Origin of the sequence: Tumebacillus algifaecis (assembly GCF_002243515.1) — a bacterium.
In the GTDB taxonomy this organism is placed as follows: Bacteria; Bacillota; Bacilli; order Tumebacillales; family Tumebacillaceae; genus Tumebacillus_A; species Tumebacillus_A algifaecis.
Genome location: NZ_CP022657.1, coordinates 2,616,765 through 2,643,217, shown reverse-complemented (window position 1 = coordinate 2,643,217; position 26,453 = coordinate 2,616,765). Strand labels below are relative to the sequence as shown.

Annotated in this window: 27 protein-coding genes; 25 read left to right on the top strand and 2 right to left on the bottom strand. The window is 55.3% G+C overall.

The genetic code is table 11. The annotated features are described in order from the left end of the window. Positions 1-8 precede the first annotated feature (8 nt). From CIG75_RS10980 to CIG75_RS10955, 6 genes are all read left to right on the top strand, one after another. Positions 9-998, top strand: coding sequence for a thiopeptide-type bacteriocin biosynthesis protein (locus tag CIG75_RS10980; protein WP_094236693.1), 990 nt, complete (start codon positions 9-11; stop codon positions 996-998). Continuing rightward, positions 998-1,900: a SagB family peptide dehydrogenase gene (locus tag CIG75_RS10975; protein ID WP_094236692.1), complete on the top strand. Its 903-nt coding sequence runs from the start codon at positions 998-1,000 to the stop codon at positions 1,898-1,900. The genes CIG75_RS10980 and CIG75_RS10975 overlap by 1 nt, the downstream gene beginning before the upstream one ends. Further along, entirely contained in the window at positions 1,901-3,067 is a 1,167-nt protein-coding gene (locus tag CIG75_RS10970) for a TOMM precursor leader peptide-binding protein (RefSeq protein WP_094236691.1), read from the top strand. Beyond that, complete coding sequence (locus CIG75_RS10965; protein ID WP_094236690.1) at positions 3,064-3,798, top strand: ABC transporter ATP-binding protein; 735 nt, start codon at positions 3,064-3,066, stop codon at positions 3,796-3,798. The genes CIG75_RS10970 and CIG75_RS10965 overlap by 4 nt, the downstream gene beginning before the upstream one ends. Positions 3,799-3,803: 5 nt before the next feature. Beyond that, on the top strand, positions 3,804-4,547 hold the full coding sequence (locus CIG75_RS10960; protein WP_227874205.1) for an ABC transporter permease: 744 nt from the start codon (positions 3,804-3,806) through the stop codon (positions 4,545-4,547). A 330-nt stretch (positions 4,548-4,877) separates the two neighbouring features. Further along, positions 4,878-6,002, top strand: a complete 1,125-nt coding sequence (locus CIG75_RS10955; RefSeq protein ID WP_094236689.1) for an N-acetylmuramoyl-L-alanine amidase family protein — start codon at positions 4,878-4,880, stop codon at positions 6,000-6,002. 403 nt (positions 6,003-6,405) lie between these two features. Here CIG75_RS10955 and CIG75_RS10950 read toward each other — a convergent pair whose 3' ends face one another. Continuing rightward, positions 6,406-6,864, bottom strand: a complete 459-nt coding sequence (locus CIG75_RS10950) for a GyrI-like domain-containing protein (RefSeq protein WP_094236688.1) — start codon at positions 6,862-6,864, stop codon at positions 6,406-6,408. A 357-nt stretch (positions 6,865-7,221) separates the two neighbouring features. After that, complete coding sequence (locus CIG75_RS10945) at positions 7,222-7,425, bottom strand: hypothetical protein (protein ID WP_094236687.1); 204 nt, start codon at positions 7,423-7,425, stop codon at positions 7,222-7,224. 141 nt (positions 7,426-7,566) lie between these two features. Here CIG75_RS10945 and CIG75_RS10940 point away from each other — a divergent pair, with 141 nt between their 5' ends. From CIG75_RS10940 to CIG75_RS10850, 19 genes are all read left to right on the top strand, one after another. Continuing rightward, entirely contained in the window at positions 7,567-7,887 is a 321-nt protein-coding gene (locus tag CIG75_RS10940) for a hypothetical protein (RefSeq protein ID WP_094236686.1), read from the top strand. 113 nt (positions 7,888-8,000) lie between these two features. Continuing rightward, a complete protein-coding gene (locus tag CIG75_RS10935) occupies positions 8,001-9,077 on the top strand; it encodes a M42 family metallopeptidase (protein WP_227874204.1) in 1,077 nt (358 codons plus the stop codon). After that, the gene (locus tag CIG75_RS10930; protein ID WP_094236685.1) at positions 9,059-10,084 is read left to right on the top strand and encodes a M42 family metallopeptidase; all 1,026 of its coding nucleotides are present in this window, start codon (positions 9,059-9,061) and stop codon (positions 10,082-10,084) included. The genes CIG75_RS10935 and CIG75_RS10930 overlap by 19 nt, the downstream gene beginning before the upstream one ends. Further along, complete coding sequence (locus tag CIG75_RS10925) at positions 10,081-11,058, top strand: M42 family metallopeptidase (protein WP_094236684.1); 978 nt, start codon at positions 10,081-10,083, stop codon at positions 11,056-11,058. Before CIG75_RS10930 ends, CIG75_RS10925 begins: the two co-directional genes overlap by 4 nt. A gap of 113 nt (positions 11,059-11,171) precedes the next feature. Then, a complete protein-coding gene (gene aroC / locus CIG75_RS10920; protein ID WP_094236683.1) occupies positions 11,172-12,329 on the top strand; it encodes a chorismate synthase in 1,158 nt (385 codons plus the stop codon). Next, positions 12,326-13,423 carry a 3-dehydroquinate synthase gene (aroB, locus tag CIG75_RS10915; RefSeq protein ID WP_094236682.1) on the top strand — a complete coding sequence of 366 codons (1,098 nt, stop codon included), beginning with the start codon at positions 12,326-12,328 and terminating at the stop codon, positions 13,421-13,423. Before aroC ends, aroB begins: the two co-directional genes overlap by 4 nt. 9 nt (positions 13,424-13,432) lie before the next feature. Next, the gene (gene aroH, locus CIG75_RS10910; protein WP_094238415.1) at positions 13,433-13,804 is read left to right on the top strand and encodes a chorismate mutase; all 372 of its coding nucleotides are present in this window, start codon (positions 13,433-13,435) and stop codon (positions 13,802-13,804) included. 282 nt (positions 13,805-14,086) lie between these two features. Next, a complete protein-coding gene (gene trpD, locus CIG75_RS10905) occupies positions 14,087-15,124 on the top strand; it encodes an anthranilate phosphoribosyltransferase (RefSeq protein ID WP_094236681.1) in 1,038 nt (345 codons plus the stop codon). After that, complete coding sequence (trpC, locus tag CIG75_RS10900) at positions 15,125-15,919, top strand: indole-3-glycerol phosphate synthase TrpC (protein WP_094236680.1); 795 nt, start codon at positions 15,125-15,127, stop codon at positions 15,917-15,919. It abuts the gene before it with no gap. Then, on the top strand, positions 15,916-16,539 hold the full coding sequence (locus CIG75_RS10895; RefSeq protein ID WP_094236679.1) for a phosphoribosylanthranilate isomerase: 624 nt from the start codon (positions 15,916-15,918) through the stop codon (positions 16,537-16,539). The genes trpC and CIG75_RS10895 overlap by 4 nt, the downstream gene beginning before the upstream one ends. Next, a complete protein-coding gene (gene trpB, locus CIG75_RS10890) occupies positions 16,536-17,735 on the top strand; it encodes a tryptophan synthase subunit beta (RefSeq protein WP_172844452.1) in 1,200 nt (399 codons plus the stop codon). Before CIG75_RS10895 ends, trpB begins: the two co-directional genes overlap by 4 nt. Next, entirely contained in the window at positions 17,732-18,568 is an 837-nt protein-coding gene (gene trpA / locus CIG75_RS10885) for a tryptophan synthase subunit alpha (protein ID WP_094236678.1), read from the top strand. The genes trpB and trpA overlap by 4 nt, the downstream gene beginning before the upstream one ends. Before the next feature lie 60 nt (positions 18,569-18,628). Further along, complete coding sequence (locus CIG75_RS10880) at positions 18,629-19,495, top strand: prephenate dehydrogenase (protein WP_157729509.1); 867 nt, start codon at positions 18,629-18,631, stop codon at positions 19,493-19,495. Positions 19,496-19,516: 21 nt separating this feature from the next. Beyond that, positions 19,517-20,797 carry a 3-phosphoshikimate 1-carboxyvinyltransferase gene (gene aroA, locus CIG75_RS10875; protein ID WP_227874431.1) on the top strand — a complete coding sequence of 427 codons (1,281 nt, stop codon included), beginning with the start codon at positions 19,517-19,519 and terminating at the stop codon, positions 20,795-20,797. A gap of 239 nt (positions 20,798-21,036) precedes the next feature. Beyond that, the gene (locus CIG75_RS10870; protein WP_094236675.1) at positions 21,037-21,573 is read left to right on the top strand and encodes a hypothetical protein; all 537 of its coding nucleotides are present in this window, start codon (positions 21,037-21,039) and stop codon (positions 21,571-21,573) included. A gap of 149 nt (positions 21,574-21,722) precedes the next feature. Continuing rightward, positions 21,723-22,970: a DNA polymerase IV gene (locus tag CIG75_RS10865; RefSeq protein ID WP_227874203.1), complete on the top strand. Its 1,248-nt coding sequence runs from the start codon at positions 21,723-21,725 to the stop codon at positions 22,968-22,970. 135 nt (positions 22,971-23,105) lie between these two features. Further along, positions 23,106-23,684 (top strand): class I SAM-dependent methyltransferase, encoded by a 579-nt coding sequence (locus CIG75_RS10860; RefSeq protein WP_227874202.1) that lies wholly within the window; start codon positions 23,106-23,108, stop codon positions 23,682-23,684. An 870-nt stretch (positions 23,685-24,554) separates the two neighbouring features. Then, positions 24,555-26,027 carry a tRNA (N6-isopentenyl adenosine(37)-C2)-methylthiotransferase MiaB gene (gene miaB / locus CIG75_RS10855; protein WP_094236674.1) on the top strand — a complete coding sequence of 491 codons (1,473 nt, stop codon included), beginning with the start codon at positions 24,555-24,557 and terminating at the stop codon, positions 26,025-26,027. Next, positions 26,024-26,446 (top strand): YlbF/YmcA family competence regulator, encoded by a 423-nt coding sequence (locus CIG75_RS10850; protein WP_094236673.1) that lies wholly within the window; start codon positions 26,024-26,026, stop codon positions 26,444-26,446. Before miaB ends, CIG75_RS10850 begins: the two co-directional genes overlap by 4 nt. The last annotated feature ends 7 nt before the right edge of the window (positions 26,447-26,453 follow it).

The window sequence follows — 26,453 nt, the reverse complement described above, 5'->3', positions numbered from 1 at the left end:
GAGACAGGATGACAGCGCCAACGGAGCGGGAGTGGACAGCCCTCCATATTTTTTATCACCATTTTGAAAAACAGGACGACCTGCTGCTTGACTGCCTGATGCCGGCGGTGCGCAAACTGCAGGCGGAGGGTCATTGTAACGAATGGTTCTTCCTGCGCTACTGGGATGGAGGCCCCCATATCCGCATCCGCTTTTTGCAGCCTTCCGAACAGGTAGAGACTTATATTCGGGAACAGGCTGCCGCTTTCATCGCCGCCAATCTGCCGCAACAGGAGATGGATGCTTCGACGTACTATGCCAATCACAAATTTGACGGCGAAGCGGTCGATCAAGACAGCCTCTCTTGGTATGGCAATGGTAGCATCGTCAACCTGCCTTATGAACCGGAGTTCAAACGCTATGGTGGAATCAAGGCGATGGCGGTGAGCGAAGACCTGTTCACCCATTCTAGCGATATTGTGGAGCAGGTGTTGCAGGCGACGCGAGGTGAGTACCAAAAGCGGATGAACATCGCGATGGACATGATGCTCTTGACGGCGCTCTGCCTCGGTGTGCGCGCAGAGGATGTCGGGATGTTTTTTGAACGATACATGTACAGTTGGCAGGGGTTCGTTGACAAACCGGACGAGCAGCGTGCCAAGATCGGGGAGATGTTCGAACGGCAGCGCGACATGTGGGTCACGCGCTTTCGCACCCTGGTCGAGTTTGTCGATTCTGATCAGGAGTTCATGTTCTACCGGCAGTGGGTCGATCACCTCAAGGCGGCCTTCGCTCGCTATGAAGAGATCGCACTGCGCGGTGAACTGGTCTGCCCCTACGATGATGATCCGGTCGATCATGAGCGCCGCCGACGCTATGCGATCGCCTCGATTGCAGTGTCACAGATCCATATGACCAACAACCGATTGGGTGTGCTGATGTCTTATGAACACTATCTGAGCTGCATGCTTCATCTGGCGGCGGCCCGTCAGGTCACGACGGTAGAGGAGGGGCGCTGATGGAGAGCAACGGGCCGCACCATAACATACGCGAAGGGCGTTGGCTGGCCGCATCCAGACGGGCCTCGTCTGTGCAGGAGCGCATGGAGCTCAAGCGAAGCGAGATAGACAACCCGTTTCACCTTGCAGAAATGTATCATGCAAACAGCAAGTTCGATCCCGATCTGATGTCGTTGCAGTTGCCGTTGGACAAATACTCGGTGCCCGATGTGATGGAGGACGCGACCGAACACTACTTCGATCTCCCTCGTTTTGAAGAACTGCCGCCGTTGCCAGGAGCGTTTGGCGACGTCTTGCTCAGTCGCAGAAGCTCATGGGATTTCACGATGCCGATCGAACGGGAAGAGCTGATCTTGTTGCTCAAATACGCGTTGGGAACCAACGCGCTGAAGACGGTGCCAGACGGAGCGAAGGAATTGCAACTTCGTCTGCGCAGCTATCCGTCGGGCGGTGCGCTCTATCCGGTGCAGTTCTATCTCTATCTGCATCAGGTGCAAGGACTGGAGCAGGGCCTCTATCGGTTCTGTCCGTATTTAAACCGACTCTATCTGCAGGTCGCGGGGGACTTTAGCGTGCAGATCGCCGGAATGACCGCCTCGACCGATCCGAACAGCAATCCAGGCTTTATCAAGCAGGACTACAGTCTGGCTGCCGTTCATTTTTTCCTCGCGGCCGATTTTCGCCATCAGTCTGACAAATACGGGGCGCGTGCTTATCGCTTGACGCTGCTCGAGGCGGGTCATGCCGCGCAAAACATCATGTTGGTTTCCACGGCGCTTGGCATGACGGGCGTCACGCTAGCTGGGTTTTATGATGAACGGGTCAATCAGTTTTTACAGCTGGACGGCGTGGAGCGCGCGGCGCTGTACATGATTCCGATCGGGCGGGAAGGAGGAGTATAAATGGATAAAGAGGGTTTTCTAACCAAGCTGTTGAATTCATATTATATGTTGCGCGATGGTTATTTTTTTAGTTTTCCAGAAGCTCATGAAATGCAGGTTCGACACATTCATTGGGGTGACAGTCTAGCCCGCATCGGTGCACATGTTGGAGAGACTTGGCTGCAAGAAGTCTTTGGCGAAATGGACGGCACTCGCACGTTGCAGGACATGATGTCCAGCGTTCCTGATGAACGCCGCGAGGACTGTTTGAAAATTGCAGCCGCACTGCGCCGCTCGTTTTTGATAGAATCCCCGACCCCGATTGCCGATCAACGCACTCGAGAGGAACGATGGCTGCCGCATCTGATGGGTACGCGTCCTACAGCGCGATTCTTTTATCAGGAGGAGCTTGCTGAGGCGAACATTCTCGTGCTCGGTGCTGGGATGATCGGTAGCCGACTGGCGGCTGGTCTGATGCAGCTTGGTGCAGGTCACGTGGCGGTCGCCGACGGACGAACGGTCACCGAGGATGACCACCGACATTCGATGGCTTACGCGTTCACAGAGCTCGGTGAGATGCGTGCAACGGCTCTGGCCGACAGTTTAAATCGCATGGCCGGAGTGCAACGCGCGTCCGGGCATGACTGGCAAGTGCGCGATGAGGAAGGATTGCACCGTTTGATGGAAGGTCGGACGCTGGTGCTTGTGGCCGAGGATGCTTTTGTTCCGGCTTTGTATGAGGCGGTGAATCGGGCGGCGCTCGAACGGAACATCACTTGGTCGATGATCATGATCGACGGGTGGAACGTCCAGATCGGGCCGACTTTTCTGCCAGGTCGCACCGGCTGTTTTCATTGCTTGGAAAGCGATCGTCGCAGCAGGCTGGCCAACCCGGCTTCGTATGACCAGTATGTCAAACATCTCGTCGATACTGATGCACAGGCTGTGCTTTCGATCAGCCCGACCTTTGCCGATGTCGCAGCGGGAATGCTCGCATCTGACGTGCCGAACCTTGTTGGAAACATGCCGCAACGTATTGAAACAGAGTCCAGCCTGACGATAAACAGACAACTGCAGATGGATATGCGGACATTCGATGCGACTCTGCATCCGATCGTCAAGAAGCCGCGTTGTGCAGTATGCGGGTGCCAGGCGGAGCAGCAGATCAGTGAGGAGGTAGCAACGTGAACGAACAAACGGTGATCGAACTACACGATGCCAAGAAGACCTATGGGACGGTACAGGCCGTACGGGGTATCTCGTTGAATGTATACAAGGGTGAAGTTCTCGGCATCATCGGAGCAAACGGTGCCGGGAAGACGACAACCCTCGAGATGATGATGGGACTGATCGAACCGACGTCCGGTTCGGTGAGTGTGCTCGGACATGATGTAAAGAAGCAGCCGATGGAATTAAAAGAGAAGATCGGCATTCAATTGCAGAAAACTTCGCTCTATGATCGAATCCGAGTCGGCGAAGCGATCAATCTGTTCCAATCGTACTATAAGAAGACGCGCGACTCGAAGGAGATCATTCGTCTCCTCGGCTTGGAGCCCTACCTGAAGCAATTTGTAAAAAAGCTTTCGGGTGGCTGGCAACAGCGCACTGCGCTGGCCTTGGCGCTGATCAACGATCCGGAGATCATCTTTTTGGATGAGCCGACGACTGGGTTGGACCCGAAGGCGAGACATGATCTTTGGGAGATCATCCTCCAGTTAAGAGGGGAAGGCAAAACGATTTTGCTCTCCACTCATTATATGGAAGAAGCAAACAAGTATTGTGATCGGGTGGCCGTGATCCGCAGTGGTGAACTTGTCGCTTGCGACACGCCAGCCAACCTGATCAAGATGTTGCCGAGCGGCCAAGGTACGATGGATGACGTGTACGTGGAAATTGCTGCGGCGACGAAGGGAGCGTAGGTCTGATGAACCTGACAGCAATGCTTACACATACGAAAATGGAGATCAAGCTCTTCTTCCGCGAGATCCTCTTCGTCTTCTTCACGTTCCTCTTGCCAGCGGTAAGCTTTATCTTTTTCGGCACGATGTTTGGCGGGGAAACGTACGACGGTTATAGTTTCATCGATACGTACATCCCTGGCATGGTGTCGATCGTCATGTTTACGACCGGCTTTTTCACAATCGGTCTACAGGTGGTCATCGACCGGGAAAAGGGCATTTACAAACGACTGCGCGGTACACCGCTCAAATCATCGTACGTGTTTTCTGCGATCATCACCAAAGGGTTTTTCTGTATTCTGATCGGTACGCTGGAGATCATTTTGATCGCTAAATATATGTTTGATGCGACCATCACCGATACGCTATTCCAATTTGTTCTTGCCATGATTCTTTGCTCGCTCGCGTTTTTCTCGATGGGTTTCCTGATCGCCAGCATTGCGAAGCGCATGCAAACTGCGATGGCGATCTCGATGGTGGCGATGTATCCGATGATGTTCCTCTCCGGTTCTACAATGCCGCTCGATTCGATGCCCGCTGTGGTGCAGACGATCTCGAACTTCATCCCGATGACCTATGTGAAAGATCTGCTTCAGCTTGGCTGGGTTGGTAATCTGTACACCGAGGCGGCAGTTATGCCGACGCTGGTTTTGGCCGGGATTTTCATCGTCGGTGCATTGATCGGGGTTAAAAAATTCCAATGGGATTGATGTGAACGACCGAATCGAACAGCAATAGATGAGAGCTGTCCTTTGTAGGACAGCTTTTTATTTGCCCAAATGGGATCGGGGCATGAGGAAGCCAGGAGTAGTTGGACCTCCTCGAAGTGCATGTTTCGGACTTCGCTTTCCTTTGTCAACCGACCAGTTTCCTTACTCCGGTACCTTTTTTATTGTGATTTGTCCTGAACCCGACAGGTCCAGATATGTCATTGGCCCCATTTTTGCGCGGAGGGGGGACTATCTGTAGCAATTTGAACAGGTTCGTGTCGAAGTTTGTCGAAGAGGGGGTCATGCGCAAATCGGTAACCAGGAGGAAGAATGACGATCATGAAGAACTACATCAGCCTTCTATTGGCAGGACTGTTATTGGTAGGGAGCGTTTCGGCAACGGAGGCTGCAACGACGACAGTGACGACGACCACAAATCAATATAACGTTTTGCAGAGAAGTACCTATTTGAAGAGTTTCGCCACGTTCAACGAGGCGGTCGCTTATGCGAAGTTGTGGGATCATTCATCCGTGATCAAAATTGCAGGCAACCTGTGGGTGTGGGACAACTACCCGCGGTTTCATGTGTTTCAAGGCGAGCGGCTGCTCAAAGAATTTACGACGCAATCGGCCGCCATGGACTACGCGAAACTGTGGGCTCGTTCGTCGGTGCGGACATGGCAAGGTTCTTGGCTGTGGGATAACTATCCGAAGTATCGGGTCTATCAAGGAGAACGGATGCTGAGAGAGTACAAACTGTTTGACGAGGCGGTCGCGTATGCACGGTTGTGGGCAGGATCGTCGGTGCGTCAGATCGAGGATGAGCGGTGGGTGTGGGACAATTACACGGTGAAGACGCTCGTGCTCGATCCAGGTCATGGAGGGAAAGACCCGGGGGCGATCGCCGCGGATGGAACGCAAGAGAAGTCGATTGTGCTCTCCTTCAGCATGAAAGCGAAAGAAGAGTTGATCAAGCGCGGCTACAAGGTCGTGATGGCGAGGGAGAGCGATGTGGAGGTTGATCCTTACACGTCCGATCTGGTCAAGGAGTTGCAGGCTCGGGTAAATATTTCGAAGGCGAACAATGCGAACCTGTTCGTTTCGGTACATGCAAATTCGTTTACCAACCCTGCAACGTACGGAACGGAAACCTACTACAACACGACCAACACGTATGACGGTAGCGTCAATCCGTTTCCTGTGCAAAGCAAGCAGTTGGCAGGCATCATTCAAAAGCATGCAGTTCGGGCGCTTGGGACGTACAATCGCGGTGCGAAGGACAGCAATTTCTATGTGCTCCGGAAAAATACGGTTCCGGCTGTGTTGGTGGAAATTGGCTTCCTATCGAACGCGAGTGATCTGACCAAGTTGAAAGATGCCTCCCTGCAGCAACAGTTTGCGGTGGAGTTCGCCGCTGGGATTGATGAGTATTTTGCGGTAAGTGGGCAGAGGTAAAGGATCTGTCCGTGGAGCAAAAGCTGGTACGGTTCCTCAGCGCAGTGAGGTGCTTAGTGTGGGCCTGAATAACGAGGTGCACGATGCACAAGGGCCAAGCTTGTTGGTGAATTCGATCCGTTCTTTGCGTTCAGTAAGTTTCAACCACTCGATGTGAGAAGTACGAAAACGTAGGAACGGCAAGTGGCGCTGAACGGGTCACAATCTCGTGGAGACCGTTTGAATATAGGTACCACATTCGATTTTATACGTGAAGTTGAGCGGAAAACGGACAGGCCGTACACCTCGAATGGCCTGCTCGAAGAACATGCGCGCCGCTTGCTTTCAAAGAAAAAGGCCCCTCGCTTTGAACATATTCCTGTTAAAGTAGACAGCGGATATGTTCATTTGAAGGGCGCTTTTTCTATTTTATCGGCAGCCAGATCTCCATCTGCGATTCCTCGTTGTCGGTGCCTAAAAATCGGTCGTCATAAAGTTCGAGACTGGGCAAAGTGAAGTCGTGTTCGTAGCCGCTTTGCTTGAACCAAGTGTCAAAGGCATAGTGGTAGGTTTGGCTGGTGGTGTCGATTTTTCCATGATGCGTGAACACCGCGTAGCGGCTCCCCGGAACTTCACGGGTGACCATGCCTTCTGGGAGATTGGAGGGCTCGCTGACTTCGAAGCAGGCGACGTAGGTGAAGTCATTTTGGCGATTCCATGTGACGCCCCAGGTGTTATGTGAATTGATGACATGTTGCACTTCATGGAAACGGGGGACGAATCGTTTCCAGAGTTCACCGACAAGGTGCATCTCGAGATAGTTGGCTGTGAGTTCTATGCCAACGATGGTAAAAGCGCCTTTTTCTGCAAATTTGGGTTCCATGATTGGTAGCCTCCACGATGGGATTTGATGAATGCAGTGACCTGCACCGTTTTTCCAGAAAGGCGCATCCTTTTCCTGCTGCTGTCGTTTCGGGTAGCCAGCTGACTTCTTTCTGCGCAACAACCGGATCGCTCAGGTCGTCGTCAGAAGCGAGGGAAAGCAAGCGAAGACCCAGCTGGCGAACGGTACTACCGCGTCGTGCAGCGCAGCGCGGTCGGGTGACAGGTCTGCTGAGCATTGTGCTCCTGATCTTGCTACCTGACGCGGTGTGCTAGGTCACGTGATGCGAGGGGTAGGTTGTAAGAAATCTCCATGTCTACTAGTCTAGCACAGAGGGGAGGTTTGAATCGAGTAGGATCAGTGCGCTTTCATGCGTGTTGCGACTTCGATCAACTGCGAGGAAACGAGCATCCCGGTATCGTAGTCGCCTTGAAGAACGCGATACTGTTTGGCACAGGCAGGTTCTCCTGCGCTCGACTCGCCTTCTGGAAAGTCGTACCCTTTGACCATGAAGCCTTTTGCTTCCAAATAGTCGATCGCTTCTGAAATCGTCATTTTCATAGCAAACACTTCCTTATCAGCCAGTTTGGGCTAGTATGCGCAGAATCAGGCTCTTTTACGCAATTTGACCATCTATTCTGTGATTGATAAAATAAGAGTATGCTTTGGTAGGCCACTGCCCAATGAAAGGATGAGCGCATCATGCTGAATTTCTTGTTGATCGCAGCAGTTGTTTATCTGCTCTATACATGGGGAGTTCGTTTGCAGATGCGCGCCCAGTTGTTCGGACAAGCTTGGAGCGCTCTCTTAGGCTATGCATGTTCGCTTGCAGCAGGGACGGCTGCCAGCTTGTTTGTGACGATGAGCGTGATGGAGCGCTTGTGGCCAGATGCGTCCGTGCTAGCGGTCAGTTTCATTTCGACAGTGCTGTCCGCCATGCTTGGCGAGTATTTGCATGCGCGCAGTTTCCGTCTTTCGCTTTTAATGATCGCTCCGCTGCGCTCCAAGGAGTCGAAGCGGTAGACGCATTGTGAATAAGGATGATGAACGGCAGACTGGGTGTCTAGTCCGTTCTTTTTTTCATGATCGTCAGGTTATACTACATTGTCGGAGTTTGAGAAAAAGGGGTTGAAATCTTGAGCCAGCACAACATTCGTGAAGTGATGAAAGGCTTGATGGCCGAGTGGGGCATACCGGGGTATGAGGACCGAATTGCCGCTCGACTGCGGGAAGCGCTTACGCCTTTTACCGATGACATCCGGATCGATAAAATTGGCAATCTGATCGCAAAAATTGAGGGCAAAGGCACGGCGCCGCGCAAAAGCGTGATGCTCGCGGCCCACATGGACGAGATCGGTCTGATGGTGACGAAGATCGAGCCGCAGGGCTTTTTGCGCGTGACCAGACTTGGCGGTGTCGATCCGCGCACTCAGGTAGCGCAGGAAGTGATGGTACATACGAAGAGCGGTGACTATGTCGGCATCGTCGGCTCGAAGCCACCGCATCTGACCTCAAAGGAAGAGCGCGACAAAGCGTGGTCGCTCGATGAGCTGTTCATCGACATCGGCATGCCAGAAGAGATGGTGCGTGAAAAAGTGAGCGTAGGTGATCCGGTGACCATTCGCCGCGAGCCGATGGAACTGCAATTCGATCGCATCTCTGGCAAGGCGCTCGACAACCGCGCCAGCATCGCTTCGGTGTTGGAGTGTGTGGTCGAACTGCAAAATTTGGAGCACAGCGTCGATGTGTACGTGGTTGGCACCGTGCAGGAAGAGCGCGGCCGAGTCGGGGCAGGTCAGGCGGTCTATGGTGTGCAGCCCGATATTGGGATCGCGATCGACGTGACTTTTGGCGAGATGCCAGGGTCGCCATCCGATGCTACATTCCCGCTCGGTTCGGGACCCGCGATCGCAGTTGGCCCGAACATTCACCGCAAGATTACCAAAGGGCTGACAGAGACGGCGGAGCGTCTGGAAATGGCGTATACGTTCGAATTTTTGGAAGATGACACCGGCACTGACGCATGGGTGATGCAGGTGCAGCGTGCGGGCGTGCCGACCGGGCTTGTTTCGATTCCGTTGCGCTATATGCACACTTCGGTGGAGACGGTGCGCTATTCTGACATCCAAGAAGTCGGAAAACTGCTCGCCCACTATATTGCCGGAATTGATGCTGAGTATGTGGAGGGATTGAGTTGCTACTTAAAAGACTGACCGAAGCGATGGGCCCGTCCGGGTACGAAGATGAGATTCGGCAAGTGATCTACGAAGAGGTCAAAGACTATGCAGACCGCGTCTACACAGACGCGATGGGCAACCTGTTTGCCGAAGTGGACGGCACTCGTCCAGGTCCGAAAGTGATGCTGTGTGCGCATATGGACGAGGTGAGCTTGTTCATCACGCAAGTGGAAGCAAACGGCTTGATCAAGTTCCGCCATCTCGGCGGGATTGATGATCGCGTGCTACTGTCCAAGCCGGTACTGATCGGCGAAAAGAAAATTCACGGTGTAATCGGCTCCAAGCCGCCGCATCATCAATCGAGCGGTGAGCGCAAAAATCCGGTCGGGTTGGACCAGCTTCGCATCGACATCGGGGCGACGACCCGCGAGGAAGCGTTGCAGCATGTGAAGCCGGGCGATGTGGCCGTTTTTGCGACGACTTATGAAGAGATCGGTCACCGCCGTGCCAAATCGAAATCGTTCGATGACCGCGTCGGCTGTGCCGTGATGGTCGAGACGATCAAGAAGAAATTTGACATCCCGGTCGTGTATGCGTTTACGGTGCAGGAAGAGATCGGTCTGCGCGGTGCAGGTCCAGCCGCCTACCGCATCAACCCTGACCTGGCGCTGGTGCTGGAAGGGACGCTCGCTTCGGACGTGCCGGACACGGTGGAACACGGACAGGCGACGATCTGCGGTGGTGGTCCGGCGCTGTCGATCATGGACGGCAGCTCGGTGCACAGCCGCAAGTTTTTAAAAGAGATGATTGAAGTAGCTGAAGGTGCCGACATTCCCTACCAGATTCGCAAGACGGTGGCGGGCGGTAACGATGCCGGGCGGATTCACCTGACCAAGGAAGGCATTCTGTCGGGCGTCATCTCCGTACCCACCCGTTACATCCATGCACCGTCGCAGCTGATTTCGCTGGACGATTATGAGCAGACCATTCAACTGGTGGAACAGTTTCTCCGCCGTGTGGAACAAGGAGGATTTCAGTCATGAAAGAGATGATCATTGCTCTGGCTGAAGCGTGCGGCCCGTCGGGGCAGGAAGAAATCGTGCGCGCGCTGCTCAAGGAAGCAGTTTCTTCCTATGCGGACGAAGTTCGCGAAGATGTGGTCGGCAACCTGATCGTCACGAAAAAGGGCAACGGTGCCGACAAAAAACATCTGGCGCTGGTCGCCCATATGGATGAAGCGGGGTTGATGGCGATCCATGTGGAAGAAGGTGGACGGGTGCGCGTTGGAGGCATCGGTGCGATCGATCCGCAGTCGCTGATCGACAAGCGCGTCGTGTTCCAAAACGGCACGGTGGGAACGGTCGGCTCCGATGCGAAGGAAGGCAAAGAAGTCACCGCACTCGCGCTGTTCATCGATCTTGGCGTCTCGACGAAGGAACTGGCGTTAGAACGGGTGCAGGTAGGCGATTCTTGCGTGCCGTTGCAACAGGCTTTGGAGTTGGCGCCAAATCGATTGGTCGGCAAGGCGCTCGACAATCGCGCGGGTTGTGCGGCTGCGCTTGAAGTGTTGAAACGCTTGGGCACGCCGCATCATGACATCTCGGTCGTCTTCTCCGTACAGCACGGTGTCGGCTCCCGCGGGGTCAAGACGGCAGGCTATGCGCTGAAGCCCGATTTCGCTCTGGTGCTCGATGGTGTGAACATCGAGCAGACTTCGGTGGTGGAAGTCGGAGCGGGCACGGCGATCAAAGTGGTAGACCGACAAGCGATCGTCCCGCCGCGGATCAAGCATTTTTTGATCGAGCAGGCGGAAGCGGCAGGCATCGCGTACCAGTTGGAAGTCAGCGCGGAAGGCACATCCGATACGGGAGCGCTCTTGCTGACCGAAGATGGGATTCCGACTGGCGCACTGTCCATTCCTGTGTCTGTGGAAAACGGAGCGGAGACGGTCGATCTGCGCGATGTGGAAGCGACTGTGGAGCTGGCAGTCCGCGTTTTGCAGGCTTATTCGATGTAAACGAAAGCGCCCTTGCACTGTGCAAGGGCGTTTTCTCTTGGTATAATGTAGTTTATCTGCGCACATCTGCCTTCTCGCGCATACTAGTTGAGAATAGAGAGGAGTTTTTGAGTATGTTGAGGTATCTGACGGCCGGGGAGTCGCATGGGCCCGCACTTACGGCGATCATCGAGGGACTGCCGGGCAATCTGCCACTTGATCTTGATTTTATCAATCATCAGTTGTGGCGCCGCCAGCAAGGATATGGACGCGGGGGCCGGATGAAAATCGAGTCAGATCGAGTAGAGATTATGAGCGGAGTGCGATTTGGCAAGACGATGGGTACGCCTGTCGCCTTGATGATCCAGAATAAAGACTGGCGCAATTGGTCGGAGAAAATGGCGATCACAGGTGAAGCGCCAGATAGTGTCGTTGAGATTACAAAGCCGCGCCCAGGTCATGCTGACCTCGCAGGCGCCTTAAAATACAATCAAGAGGACATCCGCAACGTCTTGGAGCGGGCCAGTGCCCGCAACACAGCGACGATGGTGGCAGTCGGTTCTACAGCCCGCTTGTTGCTGCGCCATTTCGGGATCGAAGTGTACGGCCATGTGGTCGAACTGGGTCCGGTGCGGGTGGATCGACTGGAAGGGACGATTCCGGAGATCGCCGAGCGCGCCGAAAGTTCGGAAGTGCGGGTGGCCGATCCGGAAGCGGAAAAGAAAATCATCGAAGAGATCGATGCGGCGAAGGCGGCAGGCGATACGCTGGGCGGGATTTTTGAAATCATCGTCACGGGCTTGCCGATCGGCCTTGGCTCCTATGCGCATCCAGACCGCAAATTGGATGGTCGTTTGGCTCAAGCGCTGATGAGCATTCAGGCGATCAAAGGTGTGGAGATCGGCATCGGCTTCGAAGCGGCGCGCACGCCAGGTTCGAAAGTTCACGATGAGATCGGCCACAGCAAAGGCGAGTATTATCGCCGCACAAACAACGCAGGCGGGCTGGAAGGTGGCGTCACCAACGGACAGCCGGTGATCGTTCGGGCGGCGATGAAGCCGATCCCGACCTTGTATAAGCCGTTGGAGTCGGTCGACATGCGCACGAAAGAGCCATACCGGGCGACGATTGAGCGCTCGGACGTCTGTGCGGTTCCGGCTGCAGCGGTCGTCGGGGAAGCGATGGTCGCGTGGGTGTTAGGACAAGCCTTTTTGGAAAAATTCGGCGGTGACTCGATCGAAGAGATAGAGCGCAACTATAAAAGCTATATTGACATGATCGGTGCGCGATGATACGGGAACGGGTTGATACTGGACATAGTCAATATGACATCGTCATCGGTACGGGCTTGTTGGCGCAGATCGGGCAATTTTTGCAAGAATTGAACGTCAAAGCATCGTCTCGGCATCTGATCATCACCGATACGAATGTGCAGGCGGCAGGCCACTTGTCGCCCGTTCTCGCTTCGTTGCAAGCGGCGGGTTATCGGGCGGAGGTCTTTGTGATTCCGGCAGGTGAAGCCTCCAAACGGCTGGAGCTTGCGGAGCAGGCGTTTGAATTTGCGTACGAAGCAGGTCTTGATCGCCACTCGGTCGTGCTGGCGCTCGGTGGCGGTGTGGTCGGTGACTTTGCCGGATTTGTTGCGGCGGCGTATATGCGCGGTATCTCGTTTGTACAGCTGCCGACCACGCTGCTCGCTCACGACAGCGCGGTCGGCGGCAAGGTCGCCGTCAACCTGTCTGGAGCGAAAAATATCATCGGGGCGTTTCATCAGCCGTTGGCGGTGATCTACGACATCGCCGCACTGCAAACGTTGCCGATCGGCGAACTGCGTTCCGGGTTTGCCGAAGCGATCAAGCATGGGATCATTCTCGATGCCGAGCTGTTTGCGTGGATGACGGAGCAGACACCTTCCATTTTGCAAAATGATCCGGTGGCGATGGGAGAGTTGCTAGCTCGCTCATGCCGGATCAAAGCGGGGGTCGTGTCGGCCGATGAGCAGGAACGCGGGCTGCGCGCGATCCTGAATTTTGGGCACACGCTCGGTCACGCGGTCGAGACGCTGGCCGGTTCGGGGCATTTTCGTCACGGTGAAGCGGTTGCGATCGGCATGGTGGCAGCGGCGGAACTGTCGGTAAACTTGGGCTATTGTGCGCCAACGGCGGCGGCCGAAGTGGAAGCGATGGTGGAACGGGCCGGATTGCCGACGAGGATTCCCGCGCACATCAACACCGAAGAGTTGATCAAATCGATGCAAAAGGACAAAAAAGCATCCGGTGGTACGCTGACCTTTGTGCTCCTGTGCCGCATTGGCGAAGTGGAGATCGTCAAAGATGTGCCGCCGGAGCGGGTGCGTGAAGTGATTGCCAGCCGAAGGGAGCGCTAAGACATGGAAATGATCGTACGTGGGATTCGCGGGGCGATCACGGTCGAACACAACGAGACAGAAAGCATACATCAAGCGACCCGGGAACTGCTGCTTACGATCATGGAGGAAAATCTGATCACACCGGAGCAGATTGCGTCCTGCTTCATTACGGTGACTCCCGATCTCGATGCCACGTTTCCGGCCCAAGCGGTCCGTGCGATGGATGGCTGGGACATCATTCCGCTGATGTGTGCATTGGAAGTGCCGGTGCCAGGCTCGCTGCCGAAGTGCATTCGTCTGTTATTGCATGTGAACACAGTCAAGACACAGGAGGAGATTCGTCACATCTACCTCCGGGAAGCGGAAGGGCTGCGACCCGATTTGAAACAAAAGGGTTGACGGCCCTCAGCAGGCCGAGTATCATATTAATTAGTTAAGTTAGAGCCAGAGTAGAGTTGTATGTTTTTTAGGTTGTAGTAGGTGTGTTTTGAACTGAGACATGTTTGAACAGAGCAGAGATGAGAGTAGCACAGACGAGCCGAGACGAGAAGAGTTTATATTTACGGGATAGGTCTATCTATCTACGTACTTCTTTCTTGTCCTTTACGGTCAGAGCGTCTTTGCTCTGGCCTTTTTGAATTTTTCGAGCAGAGAAGAGACAGTTGAGAGGAGCGAGCGTAGATGATCAAACGTGCACTTCAAGCGGTGATCAGCGGTGAAATGCTGACCCGAGAATTGGCAGAGCAGACGATGGAGCAGATCATGGCGGGAGAAGCGACCGGGTCGCAGATCGCAGCGTTGCTCACCGCGCTGCGGATGCGCGGTGAGACGGTGGAAGAGATCACCGGGTTTGCAAAGGCGATGCGTTCGTTCGTCACCCCAGTTGAGTCGAGTCTGAGCGGGCTGGTCGATACGTGCGGGACGGGGGGAGACGGAGCGGACACGTTCAACATCTCCACCACGGCCTCCTTTGTGGCAGCTGCAGCTGGCGTTAAGATCGCCAAACATGGCAACCGTTCGGTGTCGTCCCGTTCGGGCAGCGCAGATGTGTTGCAAGCGTTGGGGGTAAATATCGACCTGACCCCGGCGCAGGCGGCCCACTGTCTGGAACAAGTCGGGCTGACCTTCCTGTTCGCCCAACTCTATCACCCGGCGATGAAACATGCGATCGGGCCGCGCCGCGAACTGGGGTTTCGAACCGTTTTCAACGTGCTCGGTCCGCTGACCAACCCAGCTGGTACGAAGCGGCAGGTGATCGGCACGTTCGGCGCGGACCTCGTTGAGAAAATGGCCTATGCGCTGGCCGAATTGGGCACTGAGCATGCGCTGGTTGTCCACGGTGCTGACGGTCTCGATGAGATCACCGTCACCGATGCCACGAAAATCGCGGAAGTGCGCGGCGGCAAGGTAGAGCGCGTATTCACGTTCACTCCAGAAGAAGTTGGGCTAAAGCGGCACCCCATCGAGGCCATTCGCGGTGGGGAGGCACAAGAGAATGCGGAGATTCTGATCCAGATTCTCGACGGCAAACAAGGTGGGGCCCGCGACATCGTCGTGCTGAATGCGGCGGCAACCTTATATGTCGCAGGTCAGGCAACTTCGATCGGTGAAGGCGTGCAACTGGCGCAGGCGGCGATCGACTCGGGCCGGGCGAAGGAACTATTGCAGCAATTGGTCAACGTCTCGCAAAGCATGGTACGGGAAAAGGAGCTGGCTTAAATGATCCTGGACAAAATCGTAGCTGTCAAACGTGAAGAAGTGGCGATGTATGCCAGCAACTTCGACCTTTCGCGAGTTACAGAAGAGATTGCAGGACTTCCGGTGACGCGCGGTTTTGAGCAGGCCCTGCGCAAAAGCGACGCGTATATCGCCCTGATCGCGGAAGTGAAAAAGGCATCGCCCTCCAAAGGGATCATCCGGCCCGACTTCGACCCGGTGACCATCGCCGAAATCTATGCGCGATCGGGTGCCAACTGTCTGTCTGTGCTGACCGATGAGCAATTTTTCCAAGGCCATGCCGACTATCTGCGCAACGTGCGGGCGGCGGTCGATCTGCCACTGCTGCGCAAAGACTTCATCATCGACGAAAAGCAGATTTACGAATCCCGCCTGCTCGGTGCTGACTGCATTTTATTGATCGCGGCGATCCTCTCGACCGCACAAATGCAGGAATACCTCGAACTGGCCACTTTGCTCGGCCTCGATGTGCTGACCGAAGTGCACGATGAGGCGGAGGTGGAGCGAGCGCTGGAAGCTGGTGCCGGGCTGCTTGGCGTCAACAACCGCGATCTGCGCGACTTTACCGTTGATCTCGGCACGACCGCCCGCTTGGCGGAAATGGTGCCAGCAGGCACTCTGTTGGTCAGCGAAAGCGGCATCGTGACATTTGAGGATGTCAAGCAGGTCAAAGCGGCCGGGGCTGGGGCGATCCTCGTCGGTGAAACGCTGATGCGTGATCGGTTGATCGCGCCGTCGATCGATCTGTTGCTCGGTCGCAGCGGGGCGCAGGCATGACGTTGATCAAAGTCTGCGGGCTGAGACTGCATGAGACGATTCACCATGTTGGCTCGCTGCCAGTCGAGTATGTCGGATTCGTGTTTGCCAGGAGCAAGCGACAGGTGACGGCGGAAGAGGCGGCAGAACTGGGGGGAAATCTCCCCGACACGGTGCAACGCGTCGGCGTTTTCGTCAACGTAGACGCGACCGAACTTAAAAGGATCGCGGAAACGGCAGGGTTGCACGTTTTGCAACTGCATGGGGACGAGACGCCGGAGTTTTGTGAACGGGTGAAACGTGAAACGGGTCTTGCGGTCTGGAAAGCTTGGGGTGTTCGCGGTGACCAGCGCGATGAAGAAGTGGGCGCTTTTGCCGGAATTGCGGACGCGGTCCTACTCGACAATGCGCGGGGCGGCTCGGGAGTACCTTTTGCTTGGTCTGAGATCCCGCGGTTGCGCGCTTACCTGAAAGACACCAAGCTGTTTATCGCCGGAGGGCTGGACGCAGACAACGTCGGCGAACTGGTCAACACCTACCGCCCCGATGGCGTCGATGTGTCTTCCGGCGTGGAGAAGGTCGGCTTGAAAGACCCGGAAAAAATCACAGCATTCGTGACGAAAGTGAGGGAGCAGCAATGAGCACCATTTTCCCAGACATCAGAGGACGATTTGGCAAGTTCGGCGGCAAATTCGTACCAGAGACGCTGATGAACGCGCTGGAGCAGTTGGAGCAGGATTTCAACCACTACAAAAACGACGCGGAGTTTCAGCAGCAGCTCCGCTACTATCTCCATAAATACTCGGGACGCCCGACGTCGCTGTACTATGCGGAAAATCTGACGAAGCATCTTGGCGGTGCGAAGATCTACTTGAAGCGTGAAGACCTCAACCATACGGGCGCCCACAAGATCAATAACTGTTTGGCGCAAGGTCTGCTCGCGAAGGTGACCGGCAAAAAACGCGTTATCGCAGAAACTGGGGCTGGTCAGCACGGTGTGGCGACGGCGACCGTTTCGGCGTTGCTCGGTCTGGAGTGCACCGTGTTCATGGGCGAAGAGGACATGGAGCGTCAAAAGCTCAACGTGTTTCGGATGAAGCTGATGGGCGCTGAAGTCGTTCCGGCCAAATCGGGAACGAAAACGTTGAAAGACGCGACCAACGAAGCGATTCGGCACTGGGTAGAGCATGTGGAAGATACGTTTTACATCATCGGCTCGGTCGTCGGCCCGCATCCGTATCCGATGATGGTGCGGGATTTTCAACGCATCATCGGCGATGAGGCGCGTGAGCAGATTTTGAAAGAGGAGGGGCGTCTGCCCGACACGATCGTCGCTTGTGTGGGCGGCGGTTCGAACGCGATGGGCATTTTCTATCCGTTCCTCGAAGACGAAGGCGTGCGCTTAATCGGCGTGGAGGCAGCAGGCGAAGGTGTGGACACCGAGCGCCACGCTGCGACGATCACCAAAGGTCGCTCCGGCATCATTCACGGCTCGCTGACCTATCTGCTTCAAGATGAACACGGACAAATTCAGCCGGCCCACTCGATCTCCGCAGGTCTCGACTACCCCGGCATCGGTCCGGAACATGCGCACCTCGCCGACTCAGGTCGCGCCACGTACCTGCCGATCACCGACGGAGAAGCGCTCGATGCGTTCCAACTGCTCTCCCGGGTCGAAGGGATCATCCCAGCGCTCGAATCGTCGCATGCGATCGCGCAGGTGGTCAAACTGGCGCCAGAACTTCCGTCCGATCATTTGATCATCGTCTCGCTTTCCGGGCGCGGTGACAAAGATGTGCATCAAGTCGCAGAGATGTTGGGAGGGATCGACGCATGACTCGCATCGCTGACACGTTTAGACGACTGCAGGAAACGGGTGAAAAAGCATTCATGCCATTTCTGACCGCAGGTGACCCGAACTTGGCGATCACCGAAGAGGTGATTGTGGAATTGGACAAAATCGGTGCCGACATCATCGAGATCGGCATTCCGTACAGCGACCCGCTCGCAGACGGCCCGACGATTCAGGCAGGTTCCTTGCGCTCGCTGAGCAGCGGCACGCGGATGCCGGACGTGTTTGAACTGGTGCGCCGCGTACGCCCGAAAGTTCGAGCATCGCTCGTGCTCTTTACGTATGCCAACCCCGTGTTTCAGTGGGGCGTGCATGACTTCTTCCAAACCGCCAAAGAGGTGGGGGCAAACGGCGTGATCATCCCCGATCTGCCGCTGGAAGAAAGCGAGGAAGCGCTCGCTGCCGGTTTGGCGACGGGGGTCGATCTGATCCCGCTCGTCGCTCCGACTTCGCAGGAGCGCATCGCAAAGATTGTGGCGCAAGGCCAAGGTTTCATCTACTGTGTCGCCGCCCTGGGCGTCACAGGCGTGCGTGAAAACTTGGATGCCGACCTGTCCAGCTATGTTGCCAGCGTGAAAAAGCATACCGCACTCCCCGTAGCGGTCGGCTTTGGTGTTGGCAAACCGGAGCATGCGGCGATCATCGGTCAGTTTGCAGACGGTGTTGTCGTCGGCTCAGCTATCGTGAAAAAAACGGCTGCGATCGCCGATGCGCTTCAAGCTGGAGATGCGGCACTTGTTGAAGCGACGAAGCAGGATCTTGTTCAGTTTGCGGCTTCCCTGAAAGCGCCGTTGTATCCGAACAAGCAAGAAGCATAATTACAGGAATCCCCCAATTCCTGTCGATTCTTCAATCCCATCCCGAAGGAGGAGATGCCGATGTTCGAAAAAGCGGTGTTGATCGGTTGCGGCTTGATCGGCGGTTCGCTCGCTTTGGCGCTGAAACAATCCCACTGTGTCAAACATTTGACCGCCGTCGAACTCAATCCGCAGAGCTGTCAGCTGGCGTTGTCGCGCGCCGTGGTCGATCATGTGGCAGATTCGCTGCAAGACGCGGTGCAAGATGCCGACCTGATCGTGCTGGCGACACCTGTGCGCGAGATGGCTGCTACGCTCGAAGTTCTGGCCGAGCTGCCGCTTCGTCCAGGTTGCTTGATCACCGACGTCGGCTCCACCAAACGGGAAATTTGTGCGGAGGCGCGGCGTTTGCTGCCTGCCTCCGTTGTTTTTATCGGCGGGCATCCGATGGCTGGATCGGAGCGTTCTGGCGTGGAAGCGGCGACCTCGCGCTTGTTTCAGGGGTCCGTCTATGTGCTGACTCCGTTTGCGGACAGCGATCCTGACGTGTTTGCCAAATGGAAGTGGGCAGTTGAACGCATCGGGGCGCAGGTGATGGTGCTCGACCCCAATCTGCATGATGAGGTGGTGGCGGCGATCTCCCATGTGCCGCACATCATCGCGGCGCAACTGGTTGAACAGGTGGCCAAGTTGTCGCTGGAATCGGAAAGCGGGGCGCTCTATGCCCGGCTCGCAGCGGGCGGATTTCGCGATGTGACCCGCATCGCAAGCGGTAACCCTTTGATCTGGCGGGACATCGTGCTCAGCAACCGCGATGTGATCCGCGACCTGCTACAGGGCTGGCAGCAGAGCATTCATCATTTTTTGGGGATGCTAGAGCAGGAAGCAGGGCCTGAGATCGAGAACTTTTTTTCCAAAGCGGCAGAGTTTCGCGACGGGATGAAGTAGAGGAGGAAGTATTCGATGGATATGGTGATCGAACCGGCCGGGCGCGTGCAAGGCGAGGTCGAGGTGCCAGGCGATAAGTCGATCTCGCACCGCGCCGTCATGTTTGGTGCGTTGGCCGATGGTGTGACACATGTGCGCGGCTTTTTGCCGGGTGCAGACTGCTTGAGCACGATCGATTGTTTTCGCAAGATGGGTGTGGCGATCGAGAGGTTGTCCGAGACAGAACTGCGCGTCACTGGCGCTGGTTTGCACGGATTGCAAGAGCCTGACGACCTGCTCGATGTGGGCAACTCTGGTACCACCGCCCGCCTGATGCTCGGCATTTTGGCGGGACAGCCCTTTCACTGCACGGTCACAGGCGATGCCTCGATTCGCCGCCGCCCGATGGGGCGCGTGACCAATCCTTTGCGGGAGATGGGCACCAAGATCGACGGGCGTGAGGACGGCAGGCTCGCCCCGCTGTCGGTGCGCGGTGGCAATCTGCGCGGGATCAACTATGACTCTCCGGTCGGAAGCGCTCAGGTCAAGTCGGCCATTTTGCTCGCCGGGTTGTTTGCGGATGGCAGCACGGGCGTCAAAGAGCCGGAACCGTCCCGCGATCATACGGAGCGCATGCTGCGAGCGTTTGGCGTGCCCGTATTCGAAGCGGACGGCTACACCTCGGTGCGCGGGGGGGCCAAGCTGACGGCAACGGAGATCGAAGTGCCAGGCGATATTTCCTCGGCCGCCTTTTTGCTGGTTGCCGCCGCCATTCTGCCCGGCTCCGACCTGCTGATTCGCAATGTCGGCATCAATCCGACGCGGACCGGCATCTTGGATGTGCTGCGCGAGATGGGGGCGCAGATCGAGTTGCTTAACGAGCGGGTCTCCGGTGACGAGCCGATCGCTGACCTGCGCGTGCGAGCCGGGGCGTTACGAGGCGTCACCGTGCGCGGTGCGATGATTCCTCGCCTGATCGATGAGATTCCGGTGCTCGCCGTCGCCGCCACGCAAGCCGCAGGTGTGACGGAGATTCGCGATGCGAAGGAGCTGAAGGTCAAAGAGTCCAACCGCATCGCCACCACCGCAGCCGAACTGCGCAAATTCGGCGCACAGGTGGAAGAGTTGGAAGACGGTCTGCGCATTATCGGAGGCATGAAACTGCGCGGCGGTGCGATCGTAGAGACGCACCATGACCACCGTATCGCGATGGCGATGGCAGTTGCCGCCTTGGTTGCTGACGGGCCTGCGACGATTCGCGACTGGGAGTCGGTCGATGTGTCGTTTCCAGGGTTTGCACAACTTGTGCAAAATATCAGATAATTCATTGACAAGCGGAAGGGGAATCGAGTATTCTATTGCCAAGAAGCTTAGTTCTGGTTTCTCTCCACTCCTATCATAGTTTGCCTGCTCCTTGTGCGGAGCAGGCCTTTTTTTGTTGGGGTCCTCGATTGCTTATCGGTAGAGATCGAGGCATCCGCTCTACGATGTCGGAGATTGTACGTCTTTTGTGGCCAAGCGCTGAATAGAATGAACTTGAACAAGCGCAAGGGGGCCTTCGCGTGAGGAATCTACAGCTTTTTTATCACACTGTCACCGCTCAGGTTGTGATCGTCCTGTTTATCTTGATAAAAATTTTGCTGGTGCCGTATCTGGTTTGGCGCTTCTTAGGTGCAACGTCTGGGGCGATGGTCGTGCTCGATGTGGCGACGATCGTGCTCGGGACGCTGCTGGCTTTGTCGATGGGGATGGTCGGCTATTATCAGGCCCGCCATTTTGAGCGCGAGCGCATGCTGGCGGAGTCGCTCTGGTATATGCTGTGCGTCCACGGCCCAGCCGGGCTGTTCCTGCTTTACAAATGGCTGAACGGCGGGGCCTGGGATACTCAACTGTTGCTGGTGCTGTCTGGGTGGCTGTCGATGTTCTCACATCCGATGAACCTTGTGGGTTTTTATGGCCCGTGGGTGGATGGCGTGGCACTGCTGGCGATGGCTGGCTGTTATCTGCTCGGCGTCTTCGTTTTTCATGATGAACATCGCCATGAAAAGGCCGAACCGATGAGCTTCCAGCACCTGCGCGTCAAAGGGCGGTTGAAATGACGATATTAAATCACTCTATCAATATGCATCAATATTACTGTATCACTTCGGGAGAAGTGGTACATTTTTTGATTGCATCACGAACCTATGTTCGCATATACTAAGAACAATACAGGAACATTTGTTCTTAATTTAGTGGTGGTGATATTGTGGAAGGGTACGATTTAACAGATAAGCGGCAGATTCTGCTGGTCGATATGAATTCGTTTTACGCGAGTATTGAGCAGGCGCAAAACCTCGAGTTGCGCGGCAAGCCGGTCGTGATCTGCGGCGATCCGGAGCGACGCAGCGGCATTGTGCTGGCGGCGAGCAAAGAGGCGAAGCAGTTTGGGATCAAGACGGTCGATCCGCTGTGGATGGTGCAGCAAAAGTGTCCGCAGGCGGTGATCGTACGTCCGCGTATGGAGACCTATGTGGAAGTGTCGGTGCGCATTATGGAGATCGCGCAACGTTTCACGCCACAGGTGGAAGTGTTTTCGATCGATGAAATTTTCCTCGACTTGTCGGGGACGGAAAAGCTATGGGGTGGGCCTTGGGAGGTGGCGCGCCAGTTTCGGCGCTTGGTGCGGGAGGAGACGGGCGTGGTCTGCTCGGTGGGCATCGGCTACAACAAGCTGGTCGCCAAGGTCTGCTGTGACACGAAGGCGAAAAAGTCCTCCGAAGGGATCTGGGAGTGGAAGCCGCAGGACATCGTTCGGGAGATGCATCCACTTCCGGTGCGCGAACTGTTTGGCGTCGGTTCCCGCATGGAGCGCCATTTTCACTCGCGCGGCATCGTGACGATCGGCGACCTCGCTCGCTATCCGCTGCATCTGTTAAAAAAGCGGTTTGGCATCATGGGCGAAGTGTACCATCTCTCCGCCAACGGCATCGATTATTCGCCGGTCACGCCAAACACATTTCGCCAAGACATGAAAAGCGTTGGGCATATGATGACGTTGCCTCGCGATTACGAGACGGCTGCCGAGGTGGAGGTGGTGCTGCTCGAACTGTGTGAGGATGTCTGTCGCCGCTTGCGGCGGATGGGACGCAACGGGCGAACCGTCCACATGCACTGCGGATATCATGGCTTGGTCGGCGGTTTTTCGCGGCAGGTGTCACTGCCCTATTCGACCAACATCACCCGCGAGGTATATGCGGCGGCTTGTCAGATTTTCCACGAGAAATGGTCAGGTACGGCGGTGCGCTCCGTCGGCATCTCGGTGGAAAACTTAGGTGATGACGGAGAACAGCAACTCGACCTCTTCCATGATCGCGAGCGCGAACGTCGTCTCGCGTACACGATCGACAGCATCAAAGACCGCTTTGGCAACACCGCGTTGGTGCGTGCCGCTTCTTTGACACAAGCGGGGCAGGCGTTTGAGCGGTCCGGGAAGATTGGCGGACATTATCGATAAAAAATCGAAAATTCTAAACAGAGTGCCTAGGCGCTCTATTTTTTTTATTTTATAAAAAATTTCCCGATGACTTCTGACCGATTATCGCGTATGATGAAATCATCACCAAAAATCCGACTAAGGAGATTGAGTAACTTGGATATTCAATACGTGAAAAATACGCGACGTTCAGATAAATTTGTTTTTCTTTCGAAATTTTTAACTTCGCCCAAGCAGGTCGGGTCCGTCCTGCCTAGTTCGCGCTATTTGACAAACAAGATGCTAGAGCCGATCGATTGGGACCAAGTGCGCGCTGTCGCTGAACTTGGCGCGGGTACTGGCGTGTTTACGCGGGCGATCAACCGTCGCATGCATCGTAAAGCGCAGGCGGTGATCTTTGAAGCGGACCCGATGATGCGCAACCGATTGAAAGAGCAGTCCCCAAACCTGAACTACTGGGGCGATGCGACCGAGTTGAATCACGCGTTGCAACAGTTTGGCATGGGCAAACTCGATGTTGTCTTCTCTGGGTTGCCGTTTGCCAATTTTGAGCAGGACATGCGTGACAAGTTGCTCAGCGAAGTGGTAGAAAGCTTGAAGCCAGGCGGTAAATTTATCGCTTTTCAATACTCCTTACAGATGAAAAAACAGCTCCAAGAGCGTTTTCGCAGTGTCAAGATCGGATTTGTTCCGATGAACGTACCGCCCGCCTTCGTCTATATTTGCCAAAAATAGGGACTAGGTGTTAGGCGAAGTCTGGATGTGTTGCACAGGCAAAGACGTGCAGGTTGTCGCGGTGAGGGGATTGTTCCTTGCGGTATAAAAATTTGTACTTTACACAAAGTGGATGAGTGCGTGAGGGTGAAGACGCGGCGCAATCAAGGTAGCGTTGGCGGCCTGAACGATCCTGTCATCACTTGAGCTAAAGCACGAATTTTTATACTGGATTGCTTCGCGAAGTAGTGACTGCGACACACATCAGCAAGGAGAAGGTGGAAAGGAATGGGTGCGACGTCATGATTCCTCAGTCCGTTTCGCCTCACATCGAGCGAGGCGGATTTCGGCGCAACAGCGCCGCCGGTGTGCGAGGGACCTGCTCGTGACAAGCGGGGTTGGCTCGCTGCTGATCATCTGAACGAACTCAACTGGTCGTAGCATGAGAATGGTTAAATCATGTAAGACTAGAAAAATGTACAGCTTGTGCAGAAGGAGACATTTCTTTAATATAAGAAACAGTTCTCAACAAATTCAACGTACTCCTTCTGATTGGATTTGGAACGTGATATCGAGCAAATTTGTACGGTATCCCCCCACAAATGCTCATGACCATTTGTGAGGGAAAATGACGAAGACCCGCCCTGGCTAGGCGGGTTTTTTTACATAGTAGAGGACGCGCACTTGATTTGTGCGAGCGTATGGCAAGCTACGACGTCCCCCAGAGCAAATGACACCTCGAGATGTTCCTGCCCTCGTTGCGTCTCAGTCCCCGAGATGACAAGCGTGGATCGACAGCATATGGTAGGAGGTTGGTTAACTTGTCTTGTATTTCACTTGCGAATTTCGATATAATGGCAGTTAGTCAACGAGTAGAGGAAGGGGATTCTGATGAGCGCAAACAACGAAGGTTTCATTCATATAGACGATCTGGACCAGCATGCTGCTGACACGCACCGCCCGACGATTGCGGAGCGACAGCGCGTCGATTACCGCGAGATCGCCAAGGAAGTTGGCCGCCTGGGTGAGGGGAAATCCTATTTTATTCGCACACACGGCTGTCAGATGAACGAACATGATACTGAGATCATGTCCGGGATGCTGGAAGAGATGGGCTATAAGGCAGCTCGTGAGATGCTTGATGCCGATTTTATTTTGTATAACACCTGCGCCGTTCGTGAAAACGCGGAGGACAAAGTCTGGGGCAACCTCGGTTCCTTGAAGCCGTTGAAAGCGAGAAATCCGAACCTGATCATCGGTCTGTGCGGATGCATGGCACAGGAAGAAGTAGTTCGTGACCGCATCCGCACCACACACCCGCATGTTGACCTCGTCTTTGGTACGCACAACATCCATGTGTTGCCTGGCTTGGTCGAAGAGGCGCACCACAGCAAGGAGACGATTTTTGAGGTCTGGGATGCAGCGCATGAGGGCACGATCGAAAATCTGCCGAGAGTTCGCAAAGATGATGTGCGCGCATGGGTGAACATTCAGTATGGCTGCAACAAGTTTTGCACCTATTGCATCGTGCCGTTTACCCGCGGCGAAGAGCGTTCCCGCCTGCCGCAAGATGTGATCGAAGAGATCCAGCAGTTGGCGGCGGACGGTTACAAAGAGATCACGTTGCTCGGCCAAAACGTCAATGATTACGGCATCGATCTGCAGGATGTTGATTTTGCTGATCTGCTGGAGATGGCTGCGCAGGTGGAAGGGATCGAACGCATCCGTTTCACCACCTCCAACCCGTGGAATTTCACCGACAAGCTGATCGATACGATCGCTCGTCACAAGAAGATTCCAAACTACATCCATCTGCCGGTGCAGTCTGGCTCCTCGCAGGTGTTGCGCCGGATGAAGCGCGGGTACACCCGTGAAGAGTACCTCGATCTGGTCAACCGGATCAAAACTCGCATTCCGGATGTTGCGCTGACCACAGACATCATCGTCGGTTTCCCAGGCGAGACGGAAGAGCAGTTCCAAGAAACGGTGACCTTGATTGAAGAGGTGCGTTATGAAGGCGCCTACACGTTCGTCTACTCTCCGCGCGCTGGCACGCCGGCTACCCGTCTGCCCGATGATGTCTCGGAAGCGGATAAAAAACAACGCCTGTACCGCCTGAATGATGTGCAAGACAAGATTTCGCTGGAGCAAAACCAAAAGCTGATCGGTCAAGTGCTGGAAGTGTTGGTGGAAGGCGAATCGAAGACGAATGCAGACGTGCTGCAAGCGCGTACCGAGTCGAACAAACTGGTGCATATCGTAGGTTCGAAAGAGCTGATCGGCCAACTGATCCATGTGAAAGTGACCGAAGCCAAGACTTGGTACTTGCGTGGTGAAATTCTTCCGCAGGGGGTGGGCGTATGAGCAACGTGCTCGCCGAACATCCTGTGCTCGCAGAACGTGCCGAACAGATCGGCGCAATGGTGACGCGGTCGCTGGAGATGTCCATTTTTAAACAAGCGGAACGCGATCTGCATCAGAACCAAGAAGCGCAGAACCTGATTGCAGAATTGCAGCAAAAGCAAGCGGCAGGCGAGGCGGTCGATACCTTGCTCGACAGTCTGGAAGGGCTCGATGTGGTTCGACATTTCTCGGTCGCACAGCAAGGGCTGTCCGAAGTGGTTGAGCATGTGACGAAGATTTTGACGGCGACGCTGTCGGGTCGTTTGGATATCGTGCTGGAACAGGAGGGCGGATGTTGCTCATCCTGCCCCGCGACTGGCTGTGACGGAGTTTCCGCCAGTGCAGGCTGTACCGGCAGCGCGTCCACTTGCTCAGCATAAGAACATG

What these genes read in the sequence shown, in the direction of transcription:
- trpD (WP_094236681.1), top strand. Translation starts at nt 14,087, where the DNA reads ATGATCAAACGTGCACTTCAAGCGGTGATCAGCGGTGAAATGCTGACC.
- CIG75_RS10975 (WP_094236692.1), top strand. Translation starts at nt 998, where the DNA reads ATGGAGAGCAACGGGCCGCACCATAACATACGCGAAGGGCGTTGGCTG.
- CIG75_RS10970 (WP_094236691.1), top strand. Translation starts at nt 1,901, where the DNA reads ATGGATAAAGAGGGTTTTCTAACCAAGCTGTTGAATTCATATTATATG.
- aroB (WP_094236682.1), top strand. Translation starts at nt 12,326, where the DNA reads ATGATACGGGAACGGGTTGATACTGGACATAGTCAATATGACATCGTC.
- CIG75_RS10940 (WP_094236686.1), top strand. Translation starts at nt 7,567, where the DNA reads ATGCTGAATTTCTTGTTGATCGCAGCAGTTGTTTATCTGCTCTATACA.
- CIG75_RS10950 (WP_094236688.1), bottom strand. Translation starts at nt 6,864, where the DNA reads ATGGAACCCAAATTTGCAGAAAAAGGCGCTTTTACCATCGTTGGCATA.
- CIG75_RS10850 (WP_094236673.1), top strand. Translation starts at nt 26,024, where the DNA reads ATGAGCAACGTGCTCGCCGAACATCCTGTGCTCGCAGAACGTGCCGAA.
- aroC (WP_094236683.1), top strand. Translation starts at nt 11,172, where the DNA reads ATGTTGAGGTATCTGACGGCCGGGGAGTCGCATGGGCCCGCACTTACG.
- CIG75_RS10945 (WP_094236687.1), bottom strand. Translation starts at nt 7,425, where the DNA reads ATGAAAATGACGATTTCAGAAGCGATCGACTATTTGGAAGCAAAAGGC.
- CIG75_RS10955 (WP_094236689.1), top strand. Translation starts at nt 4,878, where the DNA reads ATGACGATCATGAAGAACTACATCAGCCTTCTATTGGCAGGACTGTTA.
- aroA (WP_227874431.1), top strand. Translation starts at nt 19,517, where the DNA reads ATGGTGATCGAACCGGCCGGGCGCGTGCAAGGCGAGGTCGAGGTGCCA.
- aroH (WP_094238415.1), top strand. Translation starts at nt 13,433, where the DNA reads ATGATCGTACGTGGGATTCGCGGGGCGATCACGGTCGAACACAACGAG.
- miaB (WP_094236674.1), top strand. Translation starts at nt 24,555, where the DNA reads ATGAGCGCAAACAACGAAGGTTTCATTCATATAGACGATCTGGACCAG.
- CIG75_RS10960 (WP_227874205.1), top strand. Translation starts at nt 3,804, where the DNA reads ATGAACCTGACAGCAATGCTTACACATACGAAAATGGAGATCAAGCTC.
- trpC (WP_094236680.1), top strand. Translation starts at nt 15,125, where the DNA reads ATGATCCTGGACAAAATCGTAGCTGTCAAACGTGAAGAAGTGGCGATG.
- trpB (WP_172844452.1), top strand. Translation starts at nt 16,536, where the DNA reads ATGAGCACCATTTTCCCAGACATCAGAGGACGATTTGGCAAGTTCGGC.
- CIG75_RS10980 (WP_094236693.1), top strand. Translation starts at nt 9, where the DNA reads ATGACAGCGCCAACGGAGCGGGAGTGGACAGCCCTCCATATTTTTTAT.
- CIG75_RS10925 (WP_094236684.1), top strand. Translation starts at nt 10,081, where the DNA reads ATGAAAGAGATGATCATTGCTCTGGCTGAAGCGTGCGGCCCGTCGGGG.
- trpA (WP_094236678.1), top strand. Translation starts at nt 17,732, where the DNA reads ATGACTCGCATCGCTGACACGTTTAGACGACTGCAGGAAACGGGTGAA.
- CIG75_RS10880 (WP_157729509.1), top strand. Translation starts at nt 18,629, where the DNA reads ATGTTCGAAAAAGCGGTGTTGATCGGTTGCGGCTTGATCGGCGGTTCG.
- CIG75_RS10895 (WP_094236679.1), top strand. Translation starts at nt 15,916, where the DNA reads ATGACGTTGATCAAAGTCTGCGGGCTGAGACTGCATGAGACGATTCAC.